Raw genomic sequence first — 12,628 nt, 5'->3', positions numbered from 1 at the left:
TGTCGAGGTGCTGGCCGCGGCCGAGTTCAGTAAACAGTTGCTGCTCTTCCGTGGGATCGCCGAAGCGGTCGACGATCTGCCGAGCTGCGACCAGAAGAGCGTTGCGGCGGAAGGCTACGCGGCGCTGATCGAGTCGGGCCGCGACCACTACGGGTGTGTGAAGAGCGTACTCGGGTACCCCTCAGTCGGGCTGTGGGGTCATGCGACCCTTGATGCCCTGCGATCCGGGGATCCACGGAAGGGCCGGCCGGAGAGGCTGGCGGTGCTGGCGCTGGCGGCCGCCAGGCGGGCCCGGACCGAACTCACCCTCGCCACGCTCACCGAGCGTGACACCCTGGCCGTCCCCTCCTACGGAGTCTACGATGTGCCTGGTGCCGCGGATCGCACCCCGTACGTCCTTCGAGCCCGGGATGGAGCACTTACCTTCACCGGCGGACTGGTTCCCGGCCGCAGGCACATCCGCAACCTGGCCCTCGGTGAGGGCGCCTGGGAGGTGCGCTTCGACGACACCGACGCCACGGGGTTCCCCTTCCAGCCCGGGCAGCGGGCGACCGTTCAGCCCCGTGACTTCGGCACGTGGCAGTCGAGGCTGCGCGAGGGTGCCGATCTCCTGTCGGCTCATCATCCCGCGGCTGCGGCAGAGGTGTTCGCAGCCATAAAGGTGCTCACGCCGGTGAAATCCCGGGTCGGCGGGCACGCGAGCGCCAGTTGCCGGGCCGCTTTCGGCTGCGTGGCGCTATCGCTCCCCCAGGACGGCACACAGGCGGCGGAAACCTTCGTGCACGAAACGCAGCATCTGAAACTGAACGCACTGATGACGATGTTCACTTTGGTACGTCCCGGCGCCCATGGCCTCTTCTACGCTCCTTGGCGCCCCGACCCGCGCCCGTTCCTCAGTCTGTTCCACGGCGCGTATGCGCATCTGGGCATCGCCTTGTTCTGGCGTCATGAGTGGCAGCGGACCGGCAGCCTGATTGCGGCGGCGCGTTTCGCTCGTTGGCGAGAGGTCACGTTCGTGGTCACTCAGCAATTGCTGGCGGCCGGCGGGTGCACCCCTCTCGGCCGCACCTTCGCCGAGGGCATGCTCCGAACGCTGGAGGGCCTGCGGGAGGACAAGACTCCTGCCACCGCACGGACCTGGGCGCTGGGTAAGGCCCGACTCCACCATTCCGCCTGGCGGAAGGCCAACGGCTGATCCTGGCGCGGGCCCAGCCATGCGATTCTATGCGCGGAACGGGGTACCCGCGCGAGCGAGCGGCTAAGGGTTGAGAGCATGTCCAGATCACCGTGAACCTTGACGACGGCCAGAGACTGTTGTCCGATCGCACAAACCTCGCCAGGCCGGGTTGTCCGATCGGCTGAGTACGGCGACGGGGGTCGCCTTCTAGCCTCAGCCGCATGATGTCGCCGGAAAGTGTGCAGAGCTGGCTTGACGAACACTTCGCGCAGATCGTGGCCGAGCGCGGGGTGCCGGGCGCCTCGGTCGCCGTTCTCACCCAGGGCCAGGTGCTCACCGCCGCCGGCGGTGTCCTGAGCAGGGCCACCGGCGTCGAGGTGACCACCGACTCGCTCTTCCAGATCGGCTCGATCACCAAGCTGTGGACCAGCGCGCTGGTCATGCAGCTCGCCGACGAGGGCCTGGTCGACCTGGACGCGCCGTTGCGGACGTACCTGCCGGAGTTCCGCGTCGGCGACGAGGCCGCGGCCTCCGCGATCACCACCCGGCAGTTGCTGTGCCACGTCGCGGGCTTCGAGGGCGACATCTTCACCGACACCGGGCGGGGTGACGACGCGGTCGAGAAGTACCTCGCCTCGATCCACGACATCCCGCAGCTCTTCGCGCCGGGCGAGGTGTTCTCCTACAACAACACCGGCTTCGTGGTGCTCGGCCGCCTGGTCGAGGTGCTGCGCGGCAAGCCGTTCGACGAGGTGCTGGCCGAGCGGCTGGTCGCGCCGCTCGGGCTCACGCACGTCGCGCCGAGCCCGTACGAGGCGATCCTGCACCGCGCCGCCGTCGGCCACGTGCCGGGCGAGGACGGCGAGCCGGTTGCGGCGCCGGTCTGGGCGCTGGCCCGCTCCAACGCCCCGGCCGGCTCGATGCTCGCCATGACCCCGCGCGACCTGCTCTCCTTCGTCGCCATGCACCTGGCCGGCGGCGCCGCGCCGGACGGCTCCGCCGTGCTGCGGCCCGGCACCGTGGCCGCCATGTGGCAGCCGCAGGTGAAGCTGCCCCGGCTCGCCGGCATGGGCACCGCGTGGGGGCTCGGCTGGGAGATCGAGGAGCACGACGGGCACACCGTCGTCGGCCACGACGGCGGGACGATCGGCCAGGCGGCCTTCCTGCGGGTCGCGCCCGAGCACGGCGTGGCGATCGCGCTGCTGACCAACGGCGGCGACGTCTTCGGCATCTTCACCGACGTGCTGGCGCACCTGCTCAAGGAGCTCACCGGCGTCGCCCTGCCGGGCCGCCCCGTGCCGCCGGCCGAGCCCGGGACGATCGACCCGGCCCCCTACCTGGGCCGCTACTCCGACACGATCTACGACATCACCGTCAGCCAGGACGCCGACGGCGCGATCTGGCTCGACCGGGTGCCCAAGGACATCATCGCCGAGATCGGCGGGAAGCCGATGCGCGCTCAGCTCGTGGCCTTCGAGGGTGACTCGCTGATCTCGCTCGAACCGACCCAAGGCATCCACCTGGTCTTCGCCTTCATCGGCCGCGACGACGCGGGCCTGGCGAAGTACGTGCACTACGGCCGTGTGGTCGCCCGCGCCTGAGATCTCCCGCTCACACCCTCCGGAATAAGGACCCCGCATGACCCCCACCCGCACGAGGGCCCTCGCGGCGCTCGCCTTGACGCTGACCGGCTCGCTCGGCCTGGCCGCCTGCGGCAGCGGCGCGCCCGGCACCGCCGCGCCGGGCGCCTCCGCCGCCTACGCCGGCGGCAAGACGTTCACGCTCAACCTCGCCTCGGACCCGGGCGCCCTCGACCCGCAGGGATCGGCGACCAGCGCCCTGTTCGGCCTGACGCAGTACGCCTACGACAACCTGGTGTCGGTCGCGGCGGACGGCTCGATCCAGCCGCAGCTCGCCGCGTCGTGGACCGTCGACGGCAGCACGATCACCCTCCAGCTCAAGGACGGGATCACCTGCGCCGACGGCACGGCGTTCACGGCGAAGACCGTGGTCGACAACATCACGTACGTGGTGAACCCGGACAACAAGAGCCCGTTCCTGGGCGTCTTCATCCCGGCGGGAACGACCGCCTCCGCCTCGGGCTCGACGGTCACCCTCAAGCTCGCCACGCCGGCCCCCTTCGTGCTGACCTCGCTGGCGAACCTGCCGATGGTGTGCGACGCCGGCATGAAGGACCGCTCCACCCTCAAGGCCGGGACGAACGGCACCGGCCCGTACGTCCTCACCGAGGCGGTCCCGTCGACCCGCTACACCTACGAGCTGCGCAAGGGCTACACGTGGGGCCCCGGCGGCGCCACCACGGCCGAGGCGGGCATGCCGGCCAAGGTGGTCGTCAAGATCGTCGCGAATGAGACCACCTCCGCCAACGAGCTGCTGGCCGGCACCATCAGCGCCGTCCAGATCACCGGCCCGGACGCCGACCGCCTGGCCAGGGCGGGCCTGGAGTCCGTGGGCATGCAGGCGCTGATCGGCGAGCAGTGGTACAACCAGGGCGACGGCCACGCCACCGCCGACCCGGCCGTGCGCATGGCGCTGACCCAGGCGCTCGACCTCAAGCAGCTCCAGATCGCGCTGACCTCCGGCAAGGGCGCGCCGCCGACCCAGCTCGCCGCCCTGGAGCCGCTCGGCTGCGTCGGCGACGCCGTGACCGGCCACGTGCCGTCCTTCGACGTCGCCGCCGCCGGGGCCGCCCTCGACGCCGCCGGCTGGACGAAGGGGCCGGACGGCATCCGCGCCAAGGACGGCAAGAAGCTCTCGCTCACCTTCATCTACCCGAACTCGCTCGGCACCGGCGGTGGCGCCGCGGCCGAGCTCGCGGTGGCGGCGTGGAAGGCGGCAGGGGTCGAGGTCACGGCCAAGCAGCAGACCCAGACCGAGGCGTCCGGCGCGGTCTTCGGCACCGGCGCCTGGGACATCGTCTGGATGCCGCTCAACGTCAGCACCCCCGACCAGGTCATGCCGTTCGTCTCCGGCACCACCGCCCCGAAGGGCACCAACTTCGCCTCCATCGACAACGCCGACTACCTCGCCCACGCCACCAAGGGGATGAGCGCCAACGGCTCCGAGGGCTGCAAGGACTGGTTCGCCGCCGAGCAGGCGCTCTACAAGGCGGCCGACGTGGTGCCGTTCGCCAACAACGTGGTCCCGACGTTCGTCAAGGGCGCGAAGCTCTCCATCATCGGCAGCATCGTCCCGACCAGCATCCGGATGCTCGGCTGACGATATGAAGAGCTCAACGCCGGCGGCCGTCCCGCCCGGCCTCGCGAGCAGGGCGGCCGGGCTGTGGTCGCACCCGTGGTTCCGCTTCGCGCTGCGGCGGGCGAGACGGCTGCTGCTGGCCCTCTGGGTCCTGGTGACCGCCTCGTTCCTGATGATCCACCTGGTCCCGGGCGATCCGGTGCGGGCCGCGCTCGGGCCGACCGCCCCCGCGGACCTGGTGCAGGCCACGAAGGAGGAGCTCGGGCTGCTCGACCCGCTCTGGCAGCAGTACGCCGGCTTCCTCGGGCGCCTGCTCCAGGGCGACCTGGGCGTCTCGATCACCAGCAGGCTCCCCGTGAGCGAGATGATCGGCCAGCGGCTGCCGGCGACGGTGCAGCTCGCCGTGGCCGCGTTCGTCCTGTCGCTGCTCGTCGCCGTGCCGGTGGGCGTGGTGATGGCCGTGATCACGCGGCGCGGGAAGGGCCGGCGTACGGAGCTGGCGTTCACGGGAACGAGCGTCGTGCTGAGCGCGATCCCCGACTTCCTGCTCGCCGTCGGGCTCGTCTACCTGCTGGCGGTGCAGACCAGGCTCTTCCCGGTGGCGGGCCTCGACGACTGGAACTCCTACGTGCTGCCGACGCTCGCGCTGGCGATCGGCCCCGCCGCGGTGCTCTCGCGCATCGTGCGCGTCGAGATGCTGGCCGTGATGGAGGCCGACTACATCCGGACGGCGCGGGCCAAGCGGCTCACCCCCGTGCGGGTGCAGCTCGTGCACGCCCTGCCGAACGCCGTGACGGCGAGCCTGACGCTCGGCGGCATGCTGCTGAGCTCCCTCGTGGCCGGGACGGTGCTCGTGGAGAACGTCTTCGCCTGGCCCGGCCTCGGCTCCACGATCGTCTCCTCGATCGTCGCCAAGGACTATCCCCTGGTGCAGGGCACCGTCCTGGTCTACGGCGTCGGGGTCCTGCTCATCAACACCCTCGTCGACGTGCTGCTCGCGCTGCTCGACCCCCGCTCGACGATCGGAGCCGCCTGAGATGCGCGCGGCACACCTTCTGCGCCGTCCCGTCGGGCTGGCCGGGCTCGGCCTGCTGGTCGTCGTCCTGTCGGTGGCCCTGCTCGGGCCGATCCTGTGGGGCGAGCGGGCGACGGTCGTCGACACGGGCAACCTGCTCGCCGGCCCGTCGGCCGAGCACTGGATCGGCACCGACAACCTCGGCCGGGACCTGTTCTACCGGGTGCTCGTAGCCACCCGGCTCTCCATCGTGCTGGCGCTCGGGGCGACGGCGATCAGCATCGTGCTGGGCCTCGTCCTGGGGGCCGCGCCGATGCTGGCCGGGCCGCGGCTGGGCCGCCTCGTCACGTGGGCCGTCAACGTGCTGGTGGCCTTCCCCGGGCTGCTGCTCGTGCTCTTCTTCGCCGTCGTCTTCGGCGTCGGCGAGAGCGGCGCGGCGCTCGCGGTGGGGCTCGCGGGGGCGCCGTCGTTCGCGCGGCTGTGCCACACGCTCATCGCCGGCGTCTCGGAACGGGACTACGTCGCCGCGGCCCGGATCGCGGGCGTGAGCCGGCTTCGCATCCTGCGCCGCCACGTGCTGCCGAACATCGCCGAGCCGCTCATCGTCAACGCGACGATGAGCGCCGGCGGGGTGCTGCTGTCGTTCGCCGGGCTCTCGTTCCTGGGACTGGGCGTCCAGGCCCCGTCCTACGACTGGGGCAAGCTCATGCAGGACGGGCTCAACGGCATCTACACCAACCCCCTCGCCGCGCTCGGGCCCGGCTTCGCCGTCATCGTCGCGGGGCTGGCGTTCAACCTCACCGGGGAGGCCCTGGCGACCGCCTTCGGCCTCGGCGCGGCCACCGGCGCCGCCCGCCGGGGCCGCGCCGGGACCACCACCGCCGCCGGGACCCGCGCGCCCGCCGCGACGGCGCCCGCCGAGGGCGCCGTCCTGTCGGTGGACGACCTGCGGGTGACGATCCCCGCCGGCGCGGGGAATCCGATCCGCGCGGTGCGCGGCGTCACGTTCGCCGTCCGGGAGGGCGAGGCCGTCGGCGTCGTCGGCGAGTCCGGGTCGGGCAAGTCGATGACGGCTCTGGCGGTGGCCAGGCTCATCGAGGAGCCGATCCGCGTCGAGGCGGGCCACCTGGCCTTCGCCGGGGAGGATCTCCTGGCGGCCGGCGACTCCGCGGCCCTGCGCAAGCGGCTCGGCACGTCGCTGGCCGTGGTGTTCCAGGACCCGATGACGTCCTTCAACCCGACGCACCGGGTGGGGTCGCAACTGGCCGAGGTGAGCCGCTTCCACCAGGGCCTGAGCCGCCGGGCGGCCTTCGCCCGCGCGGTGGACCGCCTGCGCGCGGTCAGGATCCGCGAGCCCGGGCGGCGCGCCAGGCAGCACCCCTTCGAGTTCTCCGGAGGCATGCGCCAGCGGGCGATGATCGGCATGGGTCTCATGGGCACGCCGCGGCTCATCATCGCCGACGAGCCGACCACCGCGCTCGACGTCACGGTCCAGCAGCAGGTCCTCGACCTGCTCGCCGAGGTGCGCCGCGACACCGGCGCCGCCCTCCTGCTCATCAGCCACGACGTCTCGGTCGTGACCGACGTGTGCGACCGGGTCCTGGTCATGTACGCCGGCCGCATCGTCGAGGAGCTGCCCGCGCAGGACCTGCGGACGCTGGCCCGGCACCCGTACACGCGGGCCCTCGTCGCGGCCGTGCCGGACATGGAGACCGACCTCACCCGGCCGCTCTCCGTCATCCCGGGGCTGCCGGTCGATCCCGCGCACGTGCCGGCCGGCTGCGCCTTCGCGGCCCGCTGCCCGCTCGCCGACGACCACTGCAGGTCGGTCGAGCCCGTGCTGGAGGCCGACCCGGCGGGCAACCGGGTGGCCTGCCACAAGGCCGGGCAGCCCCTTCCCGCCCGCACCGAGGAGGTGAGCGCGTGAGCGTCCTCGGCTTCCACGACGTCCGCGTACGGTACGGCTCGCACACCGTGCTCAGGGACGTCAGCCTGGAGGTCGGCGACGGCGAGATCGTCGGCCTCGTCGGCGAGTCCGGCTCGGGCAAGTCCACCATGGCACGGGCGGCGGTCGGCCTGGCGCCCGTGACCGGCGGCCGGATCCTGCTGGACGGCCGGCCGGTGCCCGGGCAGGGCCGCGTGCGCCCGGTGCAGATGGTCTTCCAGGACCCGTACTCCTCGCTCGACCCCCGCATGACCGTCGGCGAGAGCATCGCCGAGGCCATGCCGCAACGCCTCGGCAGGCAGGCCCGCCAGGCGGAGATCGCGCGCCTGCTCGCGCTAGTCCACCTGGACGCGGCCCGGGCCGGCGACCTGCCCGGGCGGCTCTCCGGCGGGCAGCGTCAGCGCGTCGCGCTGGCCAGGGCGCTCGCCGCCCGGCCCGAGGTGATCCTCGCCGACGAGATCACCTCGGCGCTCGACGTCTCCGTCCAGGGGGCCGTGCTCAACCTCGTCCGCGACATGCGGCGCGACCTGGGCCTGTCCATGCTGTTCATCTCCCACAACCTGGCGGTGGTGCGCTACGTCGCCGACCGCGTGGCCGTGATGCACAACGGGGAGATCGTCGAGCACGGGCCCACCGCGCAGGTGCTCGGCACGCCACGGCACGAGTACACCCGCCATCTCCTCGCCGCACTCCCCGGAGCGGCGCACCGGACATCCAGGGACACAGGCACCACGCCTCCCACCCCGATCCTGAAGGAGCAGACATGACCAGCGCCATCGACCAGGCCCACTGGCAGAGCCGCCTCGACGAGCTCGCGAGGAAGCACGGCGTCCCCGGCGCCCAGCTCGGCATACTCCGGCTCGGCGCCGACGGCGGCGACGAGCTCGTCACCGCCGCCACGGGCGTGCTGCACGCCGGCACCGGCCAGCCCGCCGGCACCGACTCGGTCTGGCAGATCGGCTCGATCTCCAAGGTGTGGACCGCGACCGTGATCATGCAGCTCGTGGACGAGGGCCGGTTCGCCCTCGACACGCCCGTGGCCAAGATCCTCCCCGGGTTCGCGCTGCGCGACCCGGAGATCACGGCAGCCGTGACCGTCTGGCACCTGCTCACCCACACCAGCGGCATCGACGGCGACCTGTTCACCGACACCGGCCGGGGCGACGACGCGCTGGAGAAGTACGTCGCGCTGCTGGCCGACACCGCGCAGAACCACCCCATCGGCGCCACCTGGTCCTACTGCAACGCGGGATACTCCCTGCTCGGCCGGATCATCGAGGTCGTCACCGGCAAGACCTGGGACCAGGCGATCAAGGACAAGCTCTTCGTCCCGCTCGGCCTGACCCACACCACCACCCTGCCGGAGGAGGCGATGGTCTTCGCGCACGCCATGGGCCATGTCAAGGGCGGCGAGGAGCCCGTGGTCGCGCCGGTGTGGGGGCTGCCGCGCTCGGTCGGCCCGGCGGGCCTGATCACCTCCACCGTCACCGACGTGCTGGCCTTCGCCCGGATGCACCTGGCCGGCGGGCTCGCCGCCGGCGGCACCCGCGTGCTGGGCGAGGAGAGCACCGCGGCGATGTCGGCGTACCAGACCGACTGCCCCGAGAAGCACCTGCTCGGCGACTCGTGGGGCCTCGGCTGGTTCCGCTGCGACTGGAACGGCCACCGGGCCCACGGCCACGACGGCAACACCATCGGCCAGGCGGCGTTCCTGCGCGTCCTGCCGGAGGCCGGCCTCGCGGTGGCGCTCCTCACCAACGGCGGCAGCACCCGCGACCTCTACGCCGGGCTCTACGACGAGATCTTCAGCGAGCTCGCCGGGGTGCGGCTGCCCGCGCCGTTCGAGCCGCCGGCCGAGCCGGTGACGACGGACCTGACGCCGTACGCGGGCACCTACGAGCGCGAGTCGGTGCGCATGGAGGTGTTCGAGGAGGACGGCAAGCCGACCCTGCGCACCACGCTGATGGGTCCCCTGGCCGAGCTCGAAGGCGAGCAGGTGGAGACGTACGAGCTGATCCCGGTCTCGCCGGGCATGTACGCCGTCCGCCCCGAGGGCATGGAGTCGTGGGCTCCGGTGACGTTCTACTCGCTGCCCACCGGCGAGGAGTACGTCCACTACGGCGCTCGCGCGACCCCCAGGAAGCTCGGCTGACCGTGCCGGTCACCTCGCGCGGCTCCCTCAGCCTCCAGGCGCTGCTCGCCGACCTCGAAGAGCTCGTCGCGTGCGAGTCGCCCTCCTCTGACCACGCCGCGGTCGCCAGGTCGGCCGGCCTCGTGGCCCGCATCGGGGCCGGCCGGCTCGGCGCCGAGCCGGAGCGGATCACCGTCGACGGGTGCTCGCACCTGCGGTGGCGCTTCGGTGACGGCGACCGCCAGGTGCTGCTCCTGGCCCACCACGACACGGTCTGGCCGCTCGGCACCCTGGCGGCCCGCCCGTACGAGCTCGCCGGCGGCGTGGTGCGCGGCCCCGGCTGCTTCGACATGCTCGCCGGGCTCGTCATGGCCGTCCACGCCGTCGCCGACCTGCCGGTGCGGACCGGCGTCACCCTGCTGGTGACCGGGGACGAGGAGATCGGCTCGCCGAGCTCGCGCGCGCTGATCGAGGAGGAGGCCCGCCGGTCCCGGGCGGCGCTCGTGCTGGAGGCGTCGGCCGACGGCGGCGCGCTCAAGGTGGGCCGCAAGGGCGTGTCGCTGTACGAGGTCCGCGTCACCGGCCGGGCGGCCCACGCCGGGCTGGAGCCGGACAAGGGCGTCAACGCCACGATGGAGCTGGCCCGCCTGGCCATCGCGGTGGACGCCCTGGGCGATCCGGCGGCCGGCACGACGGTCACCCCGACCGTGATGAGCTCGGGCACGACGTCGAACACGGTGCCCGCGTACGGCTCGTTCGCGGTCGACGTGCGGGCCTGGACCCACGCCGAGCAGTCGCGGGTGGACCGGGCGCTGCGCGCGCTGACGCCGGCCGCGCCCGGCGCCGTGGTCGAGATCGCGGGCGGGGTCAACCGGCCGCCGCTGGAGGAGGCGGCGAGCCGGGCGCTGTTCGAGCGGGCGGCGGCCGTCGGGGCCCGGCTCGGCCTGCCGCCGGTCACCGGCACCGCCGTCGGCGGCGCCTCGGACGGCAACTTCACCGCGGGCGCGGGCACCCCGACGCTCGACGGCCTGGGCGCGGTGGGCGGCGGCGCCCACGCCGACCACGAGCACGTCGTCGTCGGCCGGCTGCTCGACCGTACGGTGCTGCTGCGCGAGCTGATCGCCGAACTCCTGGAGGAGCAGGCATGAGCATCGAGGCCCATGAAGGGCGGAGCCTGGGCATCGAGGCCTCCGCCGTCGGCCTGGCGGCGCGGGACGCGGCGCGATGGGCCGCGCAGGCGGGCGTGGCGGTCCGGGAGCTGCGGGAGCTCGACGAGGCCCACGCCGTGATCGCCCTGCTCGTCGAGATCTGGGGCCGCCCCGAGAACCCCCTGATCACGGTGGAGTTCCTGCGGGCGCTGACCAAGGCCGGCAACTACGTCGCCGGCGCGTACGACGGGGACCGGCTGATCGGCGTCTGCATCGGCTTCCACGAGGAGCCGGCGGCCCGCACCCTGCACAGCCACATCGCCGGGGTGGCGCCGGGGCTGGCCGGCCGCGGCATCGGGATGGCGCTCAAGCTGCACCAGCGCGCGTGGGCCCTCGCCCGCGGCATCGTCGCGGTCGAGTGGACCTTCGACCCGCTGGTCAGCCGCAACGCCTACTTCAACATCGTCAAGCTGGGCGCGCTGCCGGTGGAGTACCTGCCCAACTTCTACGGCGCGATGCACGACGCGATCAACGGCGGCGACGACACCGACCGGCTCCTGGTGCGCTGGGAGCTGCTCTCGCCGCGGGTCCGCGCCGCCTGCTCGGGAACGCCCTGCGAACGGCCGGCCGGCGGCCCGTCGAGCCGCCGGGTCGCGGCGCCGGCCGACATCGAGGCACTGCGCGTCCACGACGCGGCCGCCGCCCGGGGCTGGCGCCACCGGCTCCGGGACGAGCTGGAGCCGCTGATGGCCGCCGGTGGCCGCGTCGTCGACTTCGACCGCGAGCACGGCTACCTCGTCCGGCCAGACCTCCCTGACACCGACCAGATCCGGAGAACCCCATGAAGCTGCGGGGAATCGAACTTCGCCGCGTCTCGATGCCGCTCGTGTCGCCGTTCCGGACCTCGTTCGGCACGCAGACCGAGCGGGACGTCCTCCTCCTCAAGGCCGTCACGGACGAGGCCGAGGGCTGGGGCGAGTGCGTCGCCCTGGCCGACCCGCTCTACTCCAGCGAGTACCTCGGCTCCCAGGTGGACGTGCTCCGCCACCACCTGCTCCCGAGGCTCTCCTCCCCGGAGGGCCAGGCCGCGATCGCGCGCTCGGGAGCCGCCGCGATCGCCGGTCTCGCGCACCCGGTCAAGGGGCACCGGATGGCCAAGGCCGCTCTGGAGATGGCGGTGCTCGACGCGGAGCTGCGCGCGCTCGGCCGCTCGTTCGGCCGCGAGCTGGGCGCCGTCCGCGACCGCGTCCCCAGCGGGGTGTCGGTCGGCATCCACGACTCGATCCCGCAGCTCCTGACGGTCGTCGAGGGCTACCTGGACGCCGGGTACGTGCGCATCAAGCTGAAGATCCAGCCGGGCTGGGACCTGGCCCCGGTGGCCGCCGTACGCGAGCGCTTCGGCGCGGACGTGCTGCTCCAGGTCGACGCCAACACCGCCTACACGCTGCGCGACGCCCGCCACCTGGCCAGGCTCGACGAGTTCGGCCTGCTCCTGATCGAGCAGCCGCTGGAGGAGGAGGACGTCCTCGGTCACGCCGCGCTGGCGCGGCAGGTGGCCACGCCGATCTGTCTCGACGAGTCCATCGTCTCGGCGCAGACCGCCGCCGCGGCGATCAGACTGGGCGCCTGCCAGATCATCAACATCAAGCCCGGCCGCGTCGGCGGCTACCTGGAGGCCCGGCGGATCCACGACCTGGCCGTGGCGAACGGGCTGCCGGTCTGGTGCGGCGGCATGCTGGAGACGGGGCTCGGCCGCGCCGCCAACGTCGCCCTGGCCGGCCTGCCCGGATTCACGCTGCCGGGCGACGTCTCGGCCTCCGACCGCTTCTACCGCACCGACATCACCGAGCCGATCGTCCTGGACGACGGCCACATCGCCGTGCCCACCGGCCCCGGGCTCGGGGTCACGCCGATCCCCGAGGCGCTCGAAGCGGTGACCAGGTCCGTCGAGTGGCTCGTCCTCTGATCGTCGGACGATCGGACCGTACGCCCG

General features: G+C 72.9%; 10 protein-coding genes. All 10 read left to right on the top strand.

Annotated elements, in window-relative coordinates:
* Positions 1-7: 7 nt before the first annotated feature.
* Complete coding sequence (locus HD597_RS19810) at positions 8-1,195, top strand: aKG-HExxH-type peptide beta-hydroxylase (RefSeq protein ID WP_253744147.1); 1,188 nt, start codon at positions 8-10, stop codon at positions 1,193-1,195.
* Between the two features lie 203 nt (positions 1,196-1,398).
* The gene (locus HD597_RS19805) at positions 1,399-2,778 is read left to right on the top strand and encodes a serine hydrolase domain-containing protein (RefSeq protein WP_253744146.1); all 1,380 of its coding nucleotides are present in this window, start codon (positions 1,399-1,401) and stop codon (positions 2,776-2,778) included.
* A gap of 37 nt (positions 2,779-2,815) precedes the next feature.
* Positions 2,816-4,417, top strand: coding sequence for an ABC transporter substrate-binding protein (locus HD597_RS19800; RefSeq protein ID WP_253744145.1), 1,602 nt, complete (start codon positions 2,816-2,818; stop codon positions 4,415-4,417).
* A 4-nt stretch (positions 4,418-4,421) separates the two neighbouring features.
* Positions 4,422-5,432 (top strand): ABC transporter permease, encoded by a 1,011-nt coding sequence (locus HD597_RS19795; RefSeq protein WP_253744144.1) that lies wholly within the window; start codon positions 4,422-4,424, stop codon positions 5,430-5,432.
* A gap of 1 nt (position 5,433) precedes the next feature.
* Entirely contained in the window at positions 5,434-7,338 is a 1,905-nt protein-coding gene (locus HD597_RS19790; RefSeq protein WP_253744143.1) for a dipeptide/oligopeptide/nickel ABC transporter permease/ATP-binding protein, read from the top strand.
* Positions 7,335-8,123, top strand: a complete 789-nt coding sequence (locus HD597_RS19785; protein ID WP_253744142.1) for an ABC transporter ATP-binding protein — start codon at positions 7,335-7,337, stop codon at positions 8,121-8,123. The genes HD597_RS19790 and HD597_RS19785 overlap by 4 nt, the downstream gene beginning before the upstream one ends.
* Complete coding sequence (locus tag HD597_RS19780; protein ID WP_253744141.1) at positions 8,120-9,508, top strand: serine hydrolase domain-containing protein; 1,389 nt, start codon at positions 8,120-8,122, stop codon at positions 9,506-9,508. The genes HD597_RS19785 and HD597_RS19780 overlap by 4 nt, the downstream gene beginning before the upstream one ends.
* Before the next feature lie 2 nt (positions 9,509-9,510).
* Entirely contained in the window at positions 9,511-10,635 is a 1,125-nt protein-coding gene (locus HD597_RS19775) for a M20 family metallopeptidase (RefSeq protein WP_253744140.1), read from the top strand.
* Positions 10,632-11,480, top strand: a complete 849-nt coding sequence (locus HD597_RS19770; protein WP_253744139.1) for a GNAT family N-acetyltransferase — start codon at positions 10,632-10,634, stop codon at positions 11,478-11,480. Before HD597_RS19775 ends, HD597_RS19770 begins: the two co-directional genes overlap by 4 nt.
* Positions 11,477-12,601: an o-succinylbenzoate synthase gene (gene menC / locus HD597_RS19765; RefSeq protein WP_253744138.1), complete on the top strand. Its 1,125-nt coding sequence runs from the start codon at positions 11,477-11,479 to the stop codon at positions 12,599-12,601. Before HD597_RS19770 ends, menC begins: the two co-directional genes overlap by 4 nt.
* Positions 12,602-12,628: the final 27 nt, after the last annotated feature.

The organism is Nonomuraea thailandensis, from assembly GCF_024172165.1.
Lineage (GTDB): Bacteria > Actinomycetota > Actinomycetes > Streptosporangiales > Streptosporangiaceae > Nonomuraea > Nonomuraea thailandensis.
The sequence above is the reverse complement of the archived record's forward strand: the minus strand, read 5'-3'. Positions and strand labels throughout refer to the sequence as shown.

Coding starts and splice junctions, on each gene's coding strand:
- HD597_RS19800 (WP_253744145.1), top strand. CDS start 2,816: ATGACCCCCACCCGCACGAGGGCCCTCGCGGCGCTCGCCTTGACGCTG.
- menC (WP_253744138.1), top strand. CDS start 11,477: ATGAAGCTGCGGGGAATCGAACTTCGCCGCGTCTCGATGCCGCTCGTG.
- HD597_RS19770 (WP_253744139.1), top strand. CDS start 10,632: ATGAGCATCGAGGCCCATGAAGGGCGGAGCCTGGGCATCGAGGCCTCC.
- HD597_RS19790 (WP_253744143.1), top strand. CDS start 5,434: ATGCGCGCGGCACACCTTCTGCGCCGTCCCGTCGGGCTGGCCGGGCTC.
- HD597_RS19805 (WP_253744146.1), top strand. CDS start 1,399: ATGATGTCGCCGGAAAGTGTGCAGAGCTGGCTTGACGAACACTTCGCG.
- HD597_RS19780 (WP_253744141.1), top strand. CDS start 8,120: ATGACCAGCGCCATCGACCAGGCCCACTGGCAGAGCCGCCTCGACGAG.
- HD597_RS19795 (WP_253744144.1), top strand. CDS start 4,422: ATGAAGAGCTCAACGCCGGCGGCCGTCCCGCCCGGCCTCGCGAGCAGG.